The following is a 15,335-nucleotide window of genomic DNA, read 5'->3' as shown; positions in this document are numbered from 1 at the left end:
GTTTGAGATTAAGCTCGATCTCACCCATGCGTGGGAGTGTATGCATCACAAGACCAAGAGGAGCACCGATGGCCTCGGAAGCCGCCCACCACGAGATCCCCAAAAACGTGCCCGACGACGTCCGGGAGACCATGCGCAAAGCGATCCGGGTCGAATGGATGTCCATCGGCTATCTCATCGTCGCCGTCGCCCTCATTTACCTGACCGCCGGGCAGTCCCAGGCCATGCGGGTGGCGTGGATCGAGGATTCCCTCGCCCTGCTGCCGCCGATCGCCTTCCTCATCGCCGTGCGCATGATCCGCATGCCTCGCACGATGAAATACCCCTACGGCTACCACCGGTCGGTGGACATCGGGCAGCTCGTGGCGGCCGTGGCGCTGCTGGCCATGGGATCCTTCCTGCTCATCGAGTCGGCCCTGGGTCTCATTGAGGGGGAACGCACCCCCATCGGGCTGACCGTGCTCTTCGGTCAGGAAATCTGGGCCGGGTGGCCGATGATCATCGTGGTCAGTGTTTTCGGCGTCCCGCCGGCGGTGCTGGCCCGCTACAAGTTGCGCTACGCGAAGATCCTGCACAACAAGGCCCTGTACGCCGACGCGGACATGAGCAAAGCGGACTGGATGACGTCCGTGGCCACCGCCGTGGGCGTCCTCGGCGTCGGCGTGGGCCTGTGGTGGGCCGACCCCGCGGCCGCCATCCTCGTGGCCCTGTCCATCGTCTCCGACGGGGTGGCCAACCTGCGCTCGACGATCAGCGGGCTGGCCGACACCCGGACCCGCACCTACGACGACAAAGAGCCGCACCCGCTCAACGAACGGACCATCCACCGCGCCCTCGAGTTTTCGTGGGTCGCGGAGGCTGCCGTGCGGATGCGCGACGAAGGACAAGTGTTCCACATCGAGCTCTTCGTGGTCCCCGAGCCCGGGGACGACCCCACCGCCGAGCAGCTGGCGGAGCTCACCGCCGCGATCAGCGACCTGGACTGGAAGGCCTACGACGTCGTCGTGGCGCTGGTGCCCGAGATCCCCACCCGCCAGGTGCCTGCCAAGGTGGGCACGCTGGGCGAATGACGACGAGTCAGCCCTGGGCCAGGACGATGTCCGTGACCTCGATGGAGGCGTAGGGGCGGGTGAAGTTGTTCAGCCGGGCGGCGACCTCGCCGATGGCGAAGGACTCGACGTGCTGGGTCATCGCCAGCAGCAACGCCTGGATTTCCAGCTTGGCCAGGCCCTGGCCGGCGCAGCCGTGGACGCCGTAGCCGAAGCCCAGGTGGTCGACGGGGTTGCGGGTGACGTCGAAGGTCTCCGGGTCGTCGAACTTGCGCGGGTCCATGTTGGCGGAGCCGTAGCACAGGGCGACCTGTGATCCGGCCGGGATGAGCGTGCCGGCGACCTCGACATCGGCCAGCGCCTTGCGGCCGAAGACCGGGGCGGGGGTGCGCAGACGGATCACCTCGGCCATGGCGGAGGACGCCAAGGTGGGGTCTTCGCGCAGCTTCGCGTACTGCTCCGGGTTCTCGCCCAACAGCACCAGGCAGTTGCCGATGGTGGTGATGGTGGTGTCCATGCCGGCGGCGAGGATCTGATGGACGATGTAGCCGAAGGACTCGTGCGAGATCTCGCCGCGCTCGGCGGCTTCCCAGATGGCTCGGCCGATGGAGCCTTCGGCCAAGTCGACGCCGCGCATCTCCTCGTGGGTCCAGGTGAACAACTCCCCGGCAGTGGGAAAGGAGTCCTGGGCACGTTGATTCATGGGGCCGAGCAGGTTGAAGGCGGCCTCGCCCCAGGGCAGGATCTTCTCGCGCAGATCGCCCTGCACGCCGATCAGGTCCAAGACGATGGAGACCGGGAAAGCCACGGCCAGGTCGGCCATCCCGTCGAAGGTCTCACGTGAGAAGAGGTCACGGACCATTTCGTCGGCCTTGTCGTTGATGACCGTCCTGAGCGGGCGTAGGGCGCGCGGCGAGAGGTTGTCGGTGAGCACGGCGCGCAGCTTGCCGTGCTCCGGCGGGTCGGCGGCCAGCGAGGTGCCTTTGAGGACCTCATTCATCTGCGGGTTGAAGGCGACGCCGGAGGAAGAGAAGACGTCGGTGTTGGCCAGAGCGTCGCGGACGTCGTCATAGCGGGTGATCGCGTAGGCGTCGTTCTTGGGCAGATAGACGACGGGGGCGAGTTCACGGAGCTGGGCGAAGACGGCGTCGTCGTTGACGCCGAGGGTCTCGTCGGAGAACAGGTCGATCTCGGAGGTGGCGGGGGCTGTCGGGGTGATCGTCATCGCGGGCCTTTCGGGTCACATGATGCGGAGTGGATGATGTGGGTCACAGTTAAGCGCGTCACGGTACATCTGGCAAATGAATATCAATGATCACCCTCATCGATCAGATGAATGCACCGCCTGGACGAGCAGATCACGCAGCCAGCCCCGGAAGTCCACGTCGTCGATCCACGGGTTCCACACCATGTCCACGCCGAGACCGAGCAACGGAAACGGAAAATCGACGTGGTGGATACCTCGCCCCGGCGCCATCTTCTCGATCACACGTCGCCGGTGCAGGCCGATGCGACGCTGTCCGGCCACCAACTGCGGGACGAGCAAATAGTCGTTGACCCGGATGGAAACGTCGACCTCGAGCCCACGGCTGCGCAGCTCCTGGTACGGCCGGGGCACGCGCGGCGAGTCGACGCCGACGTGCGGCAACTGCCACAGCAGGTCGACGACGTTGCCCTCCCGCAGCCCCTCCACCCCGGAGATGACGACCCAGTCGTCGTCGAAGAGCCGCTCGCGTTCATGCTCGGTGTCGTAGCCCTCGGCGAGCAGCAGGACGTCGGCGCGCTGGTCGGTGAACACGGCGTCGGAAATGTCATTCGTGCTCACCAGTCGCAGGCGCATGCCGGGGGCACGGCGCTGCAACAGGTCGACCAGCGGGGCCCCGATCAGATATGCGATCGAGGCCGTCGCCGCCACGGTGACGGTGCGGTCGCTGGTGGCCGGGTCGAAGGGCTCGCCGCCGATGAGCACGGAGGTGCGCGTGAGCACGGCCCGCAGCGGGGCGAGCAAGGCGCGCGCCCGTGGCGTGAGCACGTTGCGGCTGCCTTCGCGCACGAGCAGCTCGTCGCCGAAGAGCTTGCGCAGCCGACGCAACGCGTGCGACATCGCCGGCTGCGACAACCCGACACGGTCCGCCGCCAGGGTCACGGACTCCTCCTCGAGCAGCGCCTCCAGGTTGACCAGCAGGTTCAGATCGACGTTGGACAGAGAGCGACGGGTTGCATTCATTCCATAAATGTACAGCATGCTCAACATTCATTAGACACATTCACGGTGACCTGCGACACTGTTCGACACAGCCCAGACACACATCACCGGAGCATAGGAGGACGCCATGTCCCGCATTGAACTCGACCGCCCCCGCTGCGAAGGCCACGGCCTGTGTGAGGAGGCCGCCCCGCAACTGATGCACCTCGACGACGACGGCGAGCTGATCATCGACCAGCCCGAGGTCGATGACGCCGACCTGCAGGCCGCCCAGGACGCCGTCCGCGTCTGCCCCGTCGCCGCCCTGAAGTTGGTCTAACCATGAAACGCATCGTCATCGTCGGCCACGGCGTCGCGGGTTTGACCGCCGGCGACACCCTGCGCCGCTTAGGGTTTGACGGCACCATCACCGTCATCGGCGCGGAAACCCATGCGACCTACTCCCGCCCCGCGCTGTCCAAGGCTGCGCTGGCCCCCGGCGAGGAACTCGACGTCAACTTCCTGCCCGACCCCACCCACGGCGCGGTCCAGTACCTCGGCCGCACCGCGGTCGGCCTCGACGCCACGGCCCGCCGTGTGCGCCTCGACGACGGCACGACCGTCGACTACGACGGACTGGTCATCGCCACGGGAACTCACGCCCGCCGCTTCACCGACTCCCCCGGCGAATACACGCTGCGCTCGCTTGACGACGCCGTCGCGCTAAAGAGCCGCCTCGCCGAGGCCCCGAAGGTCACCGTCGTCGGCGGCGGCCCGCTCGGCATGGAGATCGCCTCCGGCGCCCTCGGTCTCGGCTGCGAGGTCACCCTCGTCCACCCCGGCACGCCCATGGACGTCCACATCGGCCCCTTCCTCGCCGAGCTGCTCACCGAGGCCGCGGTGTCTCACGGACTGACCCTGGTCGACGACTTCGTCGACGTCGTCGAGGACACCGGCTCCGGCATGCGCGTCCACACCCGCGGCGGCGTCGACCTCGACTCCGACGTCGTCGTCTCTGCCGCCGGCGACGTCCCGAACGACGACTGGCTCGCCGATTCCGGTTTACTCGTCGACGGCCGCCTGGTCACCGACGCTCGCTGCCGGGTCCTCGGCCACGACGACGTCGTGGCCGCCGGCGACGTCGCCTGGATCGGCGGGACCGGCGGGCCGAAACGCACCCCGGTCTGGACCGCCGCCATCGAACAGGCCAAGACCGCCGCGCACGCCCTCCTACACGGCGACGACGCCGCCGAACTCAGCTTCCAGAACTACTTTTGGACCGACCAGTGGGGCATGAACATCAAGCTCTCCGGCCCCATTCCGAATGACTCGGAAGCACCGGAGATCGTCAAGGGATCGCTCGCGGAGCGCTCCTTCGTCGCCCACTGGCCCGCACAAGGCGCGGCGGCGTCCTACAACATCCGGATGCCGATCCCCCGCCTGCACAAGATCGCCCGCAGCGAGACCGTCGGAGTCTGACCCGGCCTCGCGGGGCGCACCGTCCGCCTATTCCACGGTGACGGACTTGGCCAGGTTACGAGGCTTGTCGATGTCGTCGTTGCCGCACGCCCGCGCGATGTCGGCGGCCAGAAACTGCAGCGGCACCGTCGCCAGCAGCGGCTGCATGATCGACGGCGTCTGCGGCACCCGGATCAACCAGTTCGCGTACGGCTCCACCGCCGTGTCGCCCTCTTCGGCGATGACGATGGTGCGTGCGCCGCGGGCCCGGATCTCCTGAATGTTGGACACGATCTTCGAGTGCAGCAGCTTCACCCCGCGCGGGCTCGGGACGACCACCACGACCGGGAGATCCTCCTCGATCAAGGCGATCGGGCCGTGTTTGAGTTCGCCGGCCGGGAACCCCTCCGCGTGGATATAAGCCAGCTCCTTGAGCTTCAACGCGCCCTCCAGCGCCACGGGGAAACCGACGTTGCGGCCGAGAAAGAGCATCGTCTGGACCGCGCCGAGGGTGTCCGCGATGGACTGGATATCGTCCTTGGTCTCCAGCACCTGTTCGATCTGGGCGGGGATCTCCTCCAGCCGCTCCCAGATCTCCTTGATCTCATCGGGGAATTTGGTGCCCTTCGCCTGCGCCAAGGCCAGGCCGACGATGTAGTTCGCCGCCACCTGCGCCAGAAACGCCTTCGTGGACGCCACCCCGATCTCCGGGCCCGCGTGCGTGTACAACACCGCATCCGACTCGCGCGGAATCTGGGAGCCGTTGGTGTTGCACACCGCCAGCACCTTCGCGCCCTGCGTTTTCGCGTGCCGCACCGCCTCCAGCGTGTCGGCGGTCTCGCCGGACTGCGAGATCGCGAGCACCAGCGTGCGCTCGTCCAGGACCGGGTCGCGGTAGCGGAACTCGGAGGCCACCTCGATCTGCACCGGGATGCGCACCCAATGCTCGATGGCGTACTTCGCCAACAACCCCGAGTGGTACGCCGAGCCACAGGCCACCACGAAGACCTGGTCGAAGGACTTCAACTCGGTCTCGGAGATGTTGTTCTCGTCCAAGAACACCCTGCCATCGGCGAAATGCCCGGCCAACGTGTCGCGCACGGCCGCCGGCTGCTCGTGGATCTCCTTCATCATGAAGGAATCGAAGCCACCTTTCTCCGCGGCCTGCAAATCCCAGTCAATGGTGAAAGGCCGACCCTCCGCCGGACGGCCGTCGAAGTCGAGGATCTCGTAGTCGTCGGCGGTGATCACCACGACGCTGTCCTGGCCCAGCTCCACCGCCTGTTTGGTGTGCTCGATGAAAGCCGCGACGTCGGAGCCCAAAAACATCTCGCCGTCGCCGACGCCGACGATCAACGGCGTGGAACGCCGCGCCGCAATGACGGTGCCCGGGTGATCCTCATGGAGGAAAAGCACCGTGAAGGCGCCCTCCAGGCGGTTCAGGACGGTCAACGCGGAGTCCCGGAAATTCCCGGCGGTCTCCCCCTCGTTATAGGCCTTCGCCAGCAGTTGGGCGGCGACCTCGGTGTCCGTGTCGGAGACCAGCTCCACGCCGTCGCGCTCCAACTCCTCGCGCAGGGCGGCGAAGTTCTCGATGATGCCGTTGTGGACCACCGCGGCCTTGCCGTCGTAGGCGAGGTGGGGGTGGGCGTTGTCGTCCGTCGGGCGACCGTGGGTCGCCCACCGGGTGTGCCCGATCGCGGTGGTGCCCGCCAGCGACTCCTGCCCGACGTCCGCGATTTTGTCTTCCAGGTTCGCCAGCTTGCCGGCGCGCTTGACCATGTTCAGGCCATCGCTCCCGGCCACGGCGATACCGGACGAGTCGTAGCCGCGATATTCCATCCTTCGCAGCGCTTCGAGCGCCAGGTTCAGGCCCTGGCGATTGCCAACGTATCCAACGATTCCGCACATGGCAGAAAAAATACACCCCGCAGAAAACATGTGCCTGTAGCGACGCGTTTTACGGGTGTGCCCCCAGTCCCCCACGTAATTCCATTATCCTGGGAGCGTGTCTGCGAATCTGAAGAAACACCTGGCCCATCTGTCCAAACGCGGCCCGCACCGCGTTCTCGTCGGCGACCTCGGTTACGCGGGAATTCCGGGCAAAATTTACACCCCTGCGGAGGGAAACGGCGTTCCCGGCGTCGCGTTCGGCCATGACTGGACGAAGCCCGTCGCCAAGTACCACGGCACCCTGCGTCACCTGGCTAGTTGGGGCATCGCCGTCGCCGCGCCGGACACGGAACGCGGCGTCGTGCCGAACCACCGTGGTTTCTCCGCCGACTTGGAGACGACGTTGCAGATTTTAGGCGGGGTGAAACTCGGTCAGGGCAACGTCACCGTCAGCCCCGGCAAGCTGGGCGTGGTGGGCCACGGCATGGGCGGCGGCGCGGCCGTGCTCACTGCGGCGAATAACCCGAAGGTCACCGCGGTAGGCGCCGTCTACCCCGCCGAAGTCACCCCCTCCTCGTACACCGCCGCCGGCTCGGTCACCGCCCCGGGCCTGGTGATCGGATCCTCCCAGGGAGAGATTTTCGGGGCAGGCAACCCCGCCAAGCTCGCCTACAGCTGGGCTGGCCCCGTCGCCTACCGGGAGCTGCAGAACGGCAATCAGCAGGGCTTTTCCGAGGACACCTTCTTTAAGCTTTTCGTCGGCCTCGGCCTCCCGCAGTTCTCCGCCCAGGAAACCGCCCGCGGGCTGTTGACGGGTTTTCTCCTGCACCAGCTCGACGAGGAGAAGAAGTACTCCGACTTCTCGGAACGTCGGGCGGAGGCCAAAAACGTCACCAGCCTCGTCGGCGCCGACCTCGCGGAGCGGGCCGGCGTCGACTTCACCGACGTCACTGTCTCCGGAGGATCGACTGCACAGGGCGAGCTGGACGACGTCGGTCGTTGACCACCGCGCCCTCCTGCGACACCCCCGGCTGCGTGCCGGGGGTGTTTTTCGCCATTTTCTCTAGGCTCCGCTGGGCCTGATCGACGGTGGCCTCAAATTCGATGAGCCGCTGCGCCGTGCGCTCGCTGAACTGGCGCGCAAATTCTTGAAAATCCATTACCACTGCCCCACTCGTCGTGCTGATTCCTGAACTGGCGCTGTTTCCGGCGCTGATTGCGCGGCCGACGCCGTCGGCGCCGGGGAGGTGAATTCCGCGGCGATCTTCTTCGGCGGCGGTGAAGGTTCCGTCACGTCCGCCAGCTCAGGCGGAGGAGCGTACACCCCGTCGGCCGACTCCGGCTCTGGCGCCGGAGGTTCCGGCTTCGGCGCAGGTTCCGGCTCGGGCATGGGCTTCGGCTCTGGTTCTGGTGCGGGGGCCGGTTCCGGGATTGGTTCAGTCTCAGGTTCCGGTACCGGTTCTGGTTCCGGCGCCGGGGCATCCGGTTCGCAGGCGATGAGATCTTCACACGCAGCGCTGAGGAAACCCATCACCGCCAACCCCACACCGACGCCGACCGCCCCCGCAGCCCCCACAAAACACGGGTCAGGCTCCGGCAGCTTCGGCGGGACAAACTCTCCCGCCCCTCCGGCGGCAATCGACGACGAGCCGGACACAGCCTTGTCCACTGCCCCGCCCACGCACAGATCCAGTGCGTCGACCACGCAGCGGGTGCCGGTGGCGCTGAGGTCTATCTGCGCCGCCGTATCCGCAACACCCGCGGCCTTTGTTTCCACCTGCATGCCCGTCTGCGTGGCCCCGCCCGTGGCACTGCTCGCACCACTACTCGCGCTGGAGCTGCTGGAGCTACTCGAGTTATCTGCGCCCACCACACCGCCGGAGCCGCCGACACTGCCCGAACTCGAGCTACTGGAACTGCTGGAACTGCTAGAGCTACTGGAACTGCTGGAACTAGAGCTAGTGTCTCCATCCTGACACGAGGCAGGCACCTCCGGGGCCTCCTCCGGAACGCATTCAGTCGTGTAGTCCTCAATGCATGTAATCAAGCTCTCGTAGCACTTGCTCACCTGCTCATCACGGTCCTCGCAGATCTGATTGACCGAACCGAACACATTTTGAATCAACGGCCCCGCAATCCCCACGATCATCGAAATCACCCTCCCCGCCGGGTGCAGACGAACGACCATGGTCAGCAGGTCGATGATCGGCGCGGCGGCGTCGAAGATCGAGTCCATGCCCGTCTTCGCGTCAGTGACGATAGAGTCGACCGCTCCACCGCACGAGTTCGCCTGGTCATTGACCCATTCTGCGGAACCCCGCTCTTTCTCGTAATCCCGGTCGCTGCGGCCCAGCCGGTTCAGGAATTGCCCCATGAGAAATCCCCCGACTTCTCCGATCACGCCGCCGAAGAAACTCGACCCCACTCCCCTCCCGGAGCCGGAGCGCCCAAAACCGGTGGCGGCGGAGGCCTGCACAGCCAGCTGTCCTCCGTCCGCCCCATCCGTCGCCCCGATGGCGTGCACCAGCTGCTCGCCGGACATCGGCGGCCCCGGGTACAGGCCCCGCGACGCCTGCGAAAACTCGTCGACGGATCGAATAAACCGCACCGCCGACGACAACGGCGCCGCCATCACCTCCGCCCTCCGAGTTGATCGCCAAACCCGTCGTCGGCGCCACGCACAACCCCCACCTGATCGAGCCCTGCCTGAGCCACGTCGATGACGCTGTCGACATGGCGGCGCCCGGTGTCATGGGCACGGTTCAGAAGTTCCGCGATCCGTCGGCCATAAGACTCGAAGTCCCGGCCCGCGGCGGCAGGTGCGAAGGCTGGAACCTGCGCGAGGTGGGCGGTGAGCTGCTGCTGCCCCGCCTCCTGCGCCTGGCGCAGAAGTTGGCGAACGCCTTCGTGGTTGATACTGATATTTCCGCTGTCGGACATCGCTTTCCCCCTAGTCGGACGTCACGTGCTGGGGCGGCCTCGGTGGCCGGCCCGTCACTATCCTTTGACTGTCCGATGCGGGAGGAAGGTTCCCCGGCGCGAGAAATTCTTTTAGACGGCCGCGACGATAGCGGCGATCTGGCCGGCGACCTTGCGCGCATCTTCCTCAGCGGCGGCCTCGACCATGACGCGGAAGAGTTCTTCCGTGCCCGACGGGCGCAGCAGCACTCGGCCGGTGTCACCTAGGTCTCGCTCCGCCTGTTCCTTGGCCTCACGGACCTTATCGGAGGCCAGGATCGCGGATTTGTCGGAGACGGGCACATTGATCAGCACCTGCGGCAGGACGGACATCACGGACGCCAGTTCCTGAAGAGACTTGCCGGTCAGCGCCATCTGCGACATGAGCTTCAGGCCGGTGAGGGTGCCGTCGCCGGTGGTGCCGTACTTCGGCACCACGATGTGGCCGGACTGCTCGCCGCCGAGGGCGTAACCGGAGGCGTTGAGTTCTTCGAGGACGTAGCGGTCGCCGACCTGGGTCTCGACCATCTCGATGCCTTCCCGCTGCATCGCGAGTTTAAGGCCCAGGTTGCTCATCACCGTCGCCACGAGGGTGTTCAGCCGCAGAGTGCCGGCGTCGCGCATGGCCACGGCCAGGATCGCCATGATCTGGTCACCGTCCACGACGTTGCCTTCCGCATCCACAGCCAGGCAGCGGTCGGCGTCTCCGTCGTGCGCGAGGCCGAGGTGGGCTTCGTGTTTGCGGACCGCCTCTTGGATCTTGTCCATGTGGGTGGAGCCGCAGCCGTCGTTGATGTTGTAGGCGTTCGGCTGGTCGTAGATCGCGATGACCTCGGCGCCGGCGGCCGCGTAGACCTTGGGCGCGATGCGGGAGGCGGCGCCGTTGGCGGTGTCGACGACGACTTTGATGCCCGACAGGTCCATGATGTTCGCGTTCGCGAGGTGGTTGACGTACCGGTCCTGGGCGTCCGGGGCTTCTTCGATGACGCGCCCGACGCCCGTGCCGGTCGGGCCTTCCGGCTTGAGCTGGCCCATGGTGCGTTCAATTTCGTCTTCCACGGAGTCGGGGAGCTTATGCCCGCCTGCGGAGAAGAACTTGATGCCGTTGTCCGGCATGGGGTTGTGCGAGGCGGAGATCATCACGCCCATGTCGGCGCCGTAGTCGTCGGTGAGAAACGCCACGCCCGGGGTGGGAACCACACCGACCCGCAGCACATCCACGCCGCGGGAGGCCATGCCGGCGGCCATCGCCGCGGCGAGCATTTCCCCGGAGACGCGCGGGTCGCGGCCGATGATCGCGGTGGGCCGACGGTCGTCGGACGCCCGCCCCTCGGTCAGGACCTGCGCGGCGGCGGCGCCGAGGCGCATCGCCAGCGGGGCGGTCAGAGTTTGGTTCGCGAGTCCGCGAACCCCGTCGGTGCCGAAGAGTCGAGTCATACCTGTAATTATGCACAGGCTGGCCCGTCTCGCGCGGCATCGCGGCCAGGGTGTCGTGTCCGTTACCCCTCAATCTCCCCCGACGCGGTGAGCGGGGTGTTGCCGGAGGATGTGCCGACGTGCAGGGTGTAGGTGCCGGGCCGCACGACGAAGGCTTGTTCGTTGGCGTCCCACACCCCCAGCGGGTGCGAGGAGGAGCCCAGGTCCACCGTGATCCTGGCTTCCACGGTGGCCCCGGTAGACACGTGCACCTTGTCGAATCCAATGAGCCTGCGCGGGGGCTGCCCCTTGACGGGGATCTCGGCGTAGACCTGCACGACTTCCGCACCCGGCTGGTCGCCGGTGTTGGTCACGTCCACGGTGATATCCAACGTTCCGGAAGCATTGACGCCGCTGGTCAAGTCGGTGGGTTCCACCCGCAGGTCGTCGAGTTCGAAGGTGGTGTAGGACAGCCCGTAACCGAACTCGAACAGCGGGGTGATGTTCTGCGACTGGTGCCAGCGGTATCCCATCTCCAGGCCTTCGGAGTAGCGCATGACCGGGTAGCCGGCGCCTTCGTCGACGCCCGGGTAGCGGGAGGGGTTGTGCGCGTAACAGGTGTCGTCCTCGGAGGCCGGGTAGCTGATGGGCAGCTTCGCCGAAGGATTGTGGTTGCCGAGGAGCACGTCGGCGACGGCGTGGCCGTCCTCCTGCCCCTGGTTGAAGGCCTCCAGCAGGGTGTGGACCTTGTCCAACCACGGCATGAGCACGGGGTCGCCGTCCTTGAGCACGACCACGGTGCGGTCGTTGGCCTCGGCGAGGCGCTCGATCAACTGGTTCTGGTTCTTCGGCAGGTTCATGTCCTCCTGGTCGACGCTCTCGGTGGTGACCAGGCCGGCCATGATGACGACCGTGTCGGCGGCCGCGGCGGCGGCTTCCGCCTCGTCCAGGTTGCTCATGTCGTCGGCGACGGTGAACACCTCGACCTCGTTGTCCGCGCCTTGTTCCGCCAGCACGTCGCGCATGCCCTCGGCCGGCGGGACCTCGTAGGTGGGGATGACCTGGGATGATCCGCCGCCGCAGTTGCAGATGTGATTGGCGAAGTCGTCGATGCCCACGATGAGGATCGTGCCGGCGCGGGCAGGGTCCAGCGGCAGGAGGCGCCGTTCGTTTTTGAGCAGCACGATGACTTCGCGGGCGGCTTCCCGGGCGAAGATTCCCCCGGCCCGCTCGTCGAGGCCAGTGGCCGGGCGGTCTTCGTCGAACATGCCGAAGCGAAACATCTGCGTGTATCGACGTACCAGCGCCCGGTCGATGGTCTTCGTCTCCAGGATGCGCTGGTCCAGGGCGTGCTGAATGTTGTCCATGTTCATCCAGTTGTGGTCCGGCATCTCGTGGTCGAGGCCGGCGTTCAGCGACTGCGCGGTGGAGCGCACCGCCCAGAAATCGGACTGCACGTAGCCCTCGAAACCCCACTGATCGCGCAACACGTGCGTGAGCAGCCAGTAATTCTCGGAGGCGTAGGTGCCGCCCAGCCGCTGGTAGGAACTCATCAGCGCGCCCGGTTGAGCGTCCTTGACGGTCATTTCGAAGGGCAGCAGGTACAGCTCGCGCATGACGTTTTCGTCGACGTGGACGTCGTAGCGGAAGCGCTGGTGCTCCGAGTCGTTGAGCGCGAAGTGCTTGGGCTCGGCGATGACGTCTTGGGTCTGGATGCCCTTGGTCACCTCCACGCCCATCACGCCGGAGAGGTACGGGTCTTCGGAGAAGTACTCGAAGTTCCTGCCGCCGGTGGCCACCCGCGTCAGGCCCATGCCGGGGGCCTCGAGCAGGTGCTGGCCCAGCGCCTTGGTTTCTATGCCCATCCGTTCGCCGTAGCGGTAGGCCAGGTCAATGTCGAAGGACGCGGCCAGCCCCAGGGTGGCGGGCAGCGCGGTGGCCGGCGGCGACGGGGTGCCGTCGCCCATGCCGACGCCGACGGGGCCGTTGGTGATGTTCAGGCGCGGGACGCCGAGTTCCTCGACCGGGTCGGCGTGGCGCCAGACCTCCAGTTGGTTGAGGTCGGTGTCCGGGTCCGTCAGATCCATGTCATAAGGGTTGATGGTGCTCATCGCGCCACCGAGTTGATCGACCTTCTGCTCGAGGGTCATCGCCTCGACCACGAGCTCGGCGCGCTCGCGGGGCGTCTTGGTGGCGTCCATCCAGGGGCGGTCTGCGGTGGCCATGCTCAAACCCTTTCGTAGGTTTTCGTGCGGGGTCGCCCCCAGCCTAACGAGAAGTCTTACTTATCGACGGCGTTCGCGCCTAACTTCTCCCCCGCCCCGGAAACGGCGAACGCCGCCTCCCCTGGGTGGGAGAGGCGGCGTCGGGCAGCGGAAATCCGGAGATTAACGCTTGGAGTACTGCGGCGCACGACGTGCACCGTGCAGGCCTGCCTTCTTACGCTCGACGGCGCGGGCGTCACGGGTCAGGTAGCCGGCCTTCTTCAGGTCCTGGCGGTCTGCCGGGTTGTAGACGTTCAGCGCGCGGGCGATGGCCAGGCGCAGAGCGCCGGACTGGCCGGTCGGGCCGCCGCCGCTGATGTTGGCGTCGATGTCGAACTGGCCTTCGCGCTCAAGCAGGGTCAGCGGGAGCTTGATGTCCTGCTGGTGCAGCTTGTTCGGGAAGTAGTCCTCCAGGTCACGGCCGTTGACCTTGATTTCGCCGGAGCCGGCCTTGAGCACGATGCGGGCGATGGCGCGCTTACGACGGCCGACGGTCTGGATCGGACCCTCGTGGACGACCGGGGCGGCGTCTTCGACGTCGTCCTCGGACTCGGTGGTCAGCGCGTCGCCGATGGTGTAGCCGAAGTCCTCGGTGGCGGCGGCAGCGGCGGCGATGTCCTCAGCGGAAGCGACGTTGTCCTCGGCCTCGACGGAGGTGTTTTCGAGGTTCTCGTTGTTGTTCGGCTCGGTCATTACTGTGCCACCTGCTTGAACTCGTAGGGCTCGGGCTGCTGGCCGGCGTACGGGTGCTCGGAACCAGCGAAGACGTGCAGCTTCTTGACGGAAGTGCGGGTCAGCTTGTTGTGCGGCATCATGCCGGTGATAGCTTCCTCGACGACGCGCTCCGGGCGGGCGTCCAGGGCCTGACCCAGGGTCATGGTCGTCAGACCGCCCGGGTAGCCGGAGTGACGGTAGCGCATCTCGCGCTCACGCTTGTTCGAGGAGATGTGGACCTTGTCGGCGTTGATCACGATGACGTGATCGCCGGTGTCCACGTTCGGGGTGAACTGCGGCTTGTGCTTGCCACGCAGCAGGTCGGCTGCGGTGGAAGCAAGCTTGCCCAGCACCACGTCGGTGGCGTCGATGACGTACCACTTACGGGTGATGTCACCGCTCTTCGGGTGGTAAGTAGACATGCATGACTCCTTGAAGTCTGTCTGGAGGCTGCCGGCCAGAAAAATTCGCGTGTGCGTCTCCCGCCCCGGCGGCCGGTGGAGACCCGGGGGAAAACGTGCCCGCAAAGAGCGTGCACACAGATCATCAATCCTACGGGACGAAAAGGTCAGAACAAAACCGCCCGCACCAGCGAGGTCGCTGGTGCGGGCGGTGAGCGTGCGGGCGCAGTCGTCACGGCCGGCCCCGATCGCCGCCGCTGCTGCGCCCACGTCCCTCGACGGCGGTCGCGTCTGTATCCCCCGATATGTCTGTCGCCGCCGAGGGGCGGGTCGGTGCGGTTATGCCCAGGAGCCGGCGGCCTGGCGGTTGATGTCGCTCATGCGGCGGTTGCCCTGGTCGACGGTGCCGGAGATCGTCGCGAGGATGGCGTTGAGCTCCTCGGCGGCGCGGTCCCACTTGTTCTGCGCCTCTTGGTAGGCCACCGCGCTCTCGCCCTCCCAGGTCGAGACCATCGGCTGCAGCGAGCTCTTGAGCTGCTCGAGTTCGTTGCTCATGCGGGCGGCGGTGCTTTTGATGTCGGCGGCGGCGCCCTCGATGGCGCCGAACTCGTACTTGATCATGTCCATGGCTGTGGTGATGTCCTTAAGCTACGTGGTCGGTGTGGTCGTGCAGGGTGCGTCAGAGGGCGAGGCCCTGGGCGCCGACGCGGTCGAAGGACTGGGCGTTGGTGGCCTCCATGTCCTCGAAGCCGACGGCGTTGGAGCGGATGTTGTCGGCGATGGAGGCCAGCGCCTCGTGCAGGTCGCGGGCGGATTCGTTGTAGCGGATCATGAGGTTGTCGAAGCTGACCTGGGCGGTGCCCGCCCAGGAGCCGCGCACGGTGTCGACGACGTTCTGCAGGCGCTTGAGTTCGCCTTGCACGCTGGTGTTGGTGTCGTCGACGTTGCCGGCGGCGGCGCGCATGACGTCGGCTTCTGTCCTGAACATCTGGCTCAT

At 66.5% G+C, this 15,335-nt stretch carries 15 protein-coding genes; 4 read left to right on the top strand and 11 right to left on the bottom strand.

The window, feature by feature from the left end:
• Nucleotides 1-68 precede the first annotated feature (68 nt).
• Nucleotides 69-1,070, top strand: coding sequence for a cation transporter (locus tag B841_RS02905; protein WP_020933988.1), 1,002 nt, complete (start codon nucleotides 69-71; stop codon nucleotides 1,068-1,070).
• Between the two features lie 7 nt (nucleotides 1,071-1,077).
• Here the strand turns inward: B841_RS02905 and B841_RS02900 are convergent, their stop codons facing one another.
• Complete coding sequence (locus B841_RS02900) at nucleotides 1,078-2,274, bottom strand: cytochrome P450 (protein WP_020933987.1); 1,197 nt, start codon at nucleotides 2,272-2,274, stop codon at nucleotides 1,078-1,080.
• A gap of 96 nt (nucleotides 2,275-2,370) precedes the next feature.
• Nucleotides 2,371-3,276, bottom strand: coding sequence for a LysR family transcriptional regulator (locus tag B841_RS02895; RefSeq protein ID WP_041632026.1), 906 nt, complete (start codon nucleotides 3,274-3,276; stop codon nucleotides 2,371-2,373).
• 106 nt (nucleotides 3,277-3,382) lie between these two features.
• Here B841_RS02895 and B841_RS02890 point away from each other — a divergent pair, with 106 nt between their 5' ends.
• Both B841_RS02890 and B841_RS02885 read left to right on the top strand, forming a co-directional pair.
• Nucleotides 3,383-3,574 carry a ferredoxin gene (locus B841_RS02890; protein ID WP_020933985.1) on the top strand — a complete coding sequence of 64 codons (192 nt, stop codon included), beginning with the start codon at nucleotides 3,383-3,385 and terminating at the stop codon, nucleotides 3,572-3,574.
• A gap of 2 nt (nucleotides 3,575-3,576) precedes the next feature.
• Nucleotides 3,577-4,713: an NAD(P)/FAD-dependent oxidoreductase gene (locus B841_RS02885; protein ID WP_020933984.1), complete on the top strand. Its 1,137-nt coding sequence runs from the start codon at nucleotides 3,577-3,579 to the stop codon at nucleotides 4,711-4,713.
• A 27-nt stretch (nucleotides 4,714-4,740) separates the two neighbouring features.
• On the opposite strand, the gene glmS is transcribed toward B841_RS02885, so the two are convergent.
• Entirely contained in the window at nucleotides 4,741-6,603 is a 1,863-nt protein-coding gene (gene glmS / locus B841_RS02880; RefSeq protein ID WP_020933983.1) for a glutamine--fructose-6-phosphate transaminase (isomerizing), read from the bottom strand.
• Nucleotides 6,604-6,700: 97 nt separating this feature from the next.
• Here glmS and B841_RS02875 point away from each other — a divergent pair, with 97 nt between their 5' ends.
• A complete protein-coding gene (locus B841_RS02875; RefSeq protein WP_020933982.1) occupies nucleotides 6,701-7,588 on the top strand; it encodes a poly(ethylene terephthalate) hydrolase family protein in 888 nt (295 codons plus the stop codon).
• A gap of 156 nt (nucleotides 7,589-7,744) precedes the next feature.
• Here B841_RS02875 and B841_RS02870 read toward each other — a convergent pair whose 3' ends face one another.
• From B841_RS02870 to B841_RS02835, 8 genes are all read right to left on the bottom strand, one after another.
• Nucleotides 7,745-9,217: a hypothetical protein gene (locus tag B841_RS02870; protein WP_020933981.1), complete on the bottom strand. Its 1,473-nt coding sequence runs from the start codon at nucleotides 9,215-9,217 to the stop codon at nucleotides 7,745-7,747.
• Entirely contained in the window at nucleotides 9,217-9,525 is a 309-nt protein-coding gene (locus B841_RS02865; protein WP_020933980.1) for a hypothetical protein, read from the bottom strand. The genes B841_RS02870 and B841_RS02865 overlap by 1 nt, the downstream gene beginning before the upstream one ends.
• A gap of 111 nt (nucleotides 9,526-9,636) precedes the next feature.
• Complete coding sequence (gene glmM / locus B841_RS02860) at nucleotides 9,637-10,980, bottom strand: phosphoglucosamine mutase (RefSeq protein WP_020933979.1); 1,344 nt, start codon at nucleotides 10,978-10,980, stop codon at nucleotides 9,637-9,639.
• A gap of 62 nt (nucleotides 10,981-11,042) precedes the next feature.
• Nucleotides 11,043-13,184 carry a beta-glucosidase family protein gene (locus B841_RS02855; protein WP_020933978.1) on the bottom strand — a complete coding sequence of 714 codons (2,142 nt, stop codon included), beginning with the start codon at nucleotides 13,182-13,184 and terminating at the stop codon, nucleotides 11,043-11,045.
• A gap of 162 nt (nucleotides 13,185-13,346) precedes the next feature.
• Nucleotides 13,347-13,916, bottom strand: a complete 570-nt coding sequence (gene rpsI, locus B841_RS02850) for a 30S ribosomal protein S9 (RefSeq protein WP_020933977.1) — start codon at nucleotides 13,914-13,916, stop codon at nucleotides 13,347-13,349.
• Nucleotides 13,916-14,359: a 50S ribosomal protein L13 gene (gene rplM, locus B841_RS02845; protein ID WP_020933976.1), complete on the bottom strand. Its 444-nt coding sequence runs from the start codon at nucleotides 14,357-14,359 to the stop codon at nucleotides 13,916-13,918. The genes rpsI and rplM overlap by 1 nt, the downstream gene beginning before the upstream one ends.
• A gap of 318 nt (nucleotides 14,360-14,677) precedes the next feature.
• The gene (locus B841_RS02840; protein WP_020933975.1) at nucleotides 14,678-14,965 is read right to left on the bottom strand and encodes a WXG100 family type VII secretion target; all 288 of its coding nucleotides are present in this window, start codon (nucleotides 14,963-14,965) and stop codon (nucleotides 14,678-14,680) included.
• Nucleotides 14,966-15,017: 52 nt separating this feature from the next.
• On the bottom strand, nucleotides 15,018-15,335 hold the full coding sequence (locus B841_RS02835; RefSeq protein ID WP_020933974.1) for a WXG100 family type VII secretion target: 318 nt from the start codon (nucleotides 15,333-15,335) through the stop codon (nucleotides 15,018-15,020).

This window comes from Corynebacterium maris DSM 45190 (genome assembly GCF_000442645.1).
Lineage (GTDB): Bacteria > Actinomycetota > Actinomycetes > Mycobacteriales > Mycobacteriaceae > Corynebacterium > Corynebacterium maris.
Note: the sequence above shows the minus strand (reverse complement) of the source record. Positions and strands in the feature narration are given on the sequence as shown.

Bases quoted from the DNA above. Each gene is read 5' to 3' on its own strand.
- B841_RS02905 (WP_020933988.1), top strand. From the start codon at position 69: ATGGCCTCGGAAGCCGCCCACCACGAGATCCCCAAAAACGTGCCCGAC.
- B841_RS02900 (WP_020933987.1), bottom strand. From the start codon at position 2,274: ATGACGATCACCCCGACAGCCCCCGCCACCTCCGAGATCGACCTGTTC.
- B841_RS02895 (WP_041632026.1), bottom strand. From the start codon at position 3,276: ATGAATGCAACCCGTCGCTCTCTGTCCAACGTCGATCTGAACCTGCTG.
- B841_RS02890 (WP_020933985.1), top strand. From the start codon at position 3,383: ATGTCCCGCATTGAACTCGACCGCCCCCGCTGCGAAGGCCACGGCCTG.
- B841_RS02885 (WP_020933984.1), top strand. From the start codon at position 3,577: ATGAAACGCATCGTCATCGTCGGCCACGGCGTCGCGGGTTTGACCGCC.
- glmS (WP_020933983.1), bottom strand. From the start codon at position 6,603: ATGTGCGGAATCGTTGGATACGTTGGCAATCGCCAGGGCCTGAACCTG.
- B841_RS02870 (WP_020933981.1), bottom strand. From the start codon at position 9,217: ATGGCGGCGCCGTTGTCGTCGGCGGTGCGGTTTATTCGATCCGTCGAC.
- B841_RS02865 (WP_020933980.1), bottom strand. From the start codon at position 9,525: ATGTCCGACAGCGGAAATATCAGTATCAACCACGAAGGCGTTCGCCAA.
- glmM (WP_020933979.1), bottom strand. From the start codon at position 10,980: ATGACTCGACTCTTCGGCACCGACGGGGTTCGCGGACTCGCGAACCAA.
- B841_RS02855 (WP_020933978.1), bottom strand. From the start codon at position 13,184: ATGGCCACCGCAGACCGCCCCTGGATGGACGCCACCAAGACGCCCCGC.
- rpsI (WP_020933977.1), bottom strand. From the start codon at position 13,916: ATGACCGAGCCGAACAACAACGAGAACCTCGAAAACACCTCCGTCGAG.
- rplM (WP_020933976.1), bottom strand. From the start codon at position 14,359: ATGTCTACTTACCACCCGAAGAGCGGTGACATCACCCGTAAGTGGTAC.
- B841_RS02840 (WP_020933975.1), bottom strand. From the start codon at position 14,965: ATGGACATGATCAAGTACGAGTTCGGCGCCATCGAGGGCGCCGCCGCC.
- B841_RS02835 (WP_020933974.1), bottom strand. From the start codon at position 15,335: ATGAGCCAGATGTTCAGGACAGAAGCCGACGTCATGCGCGCCGCCGCC.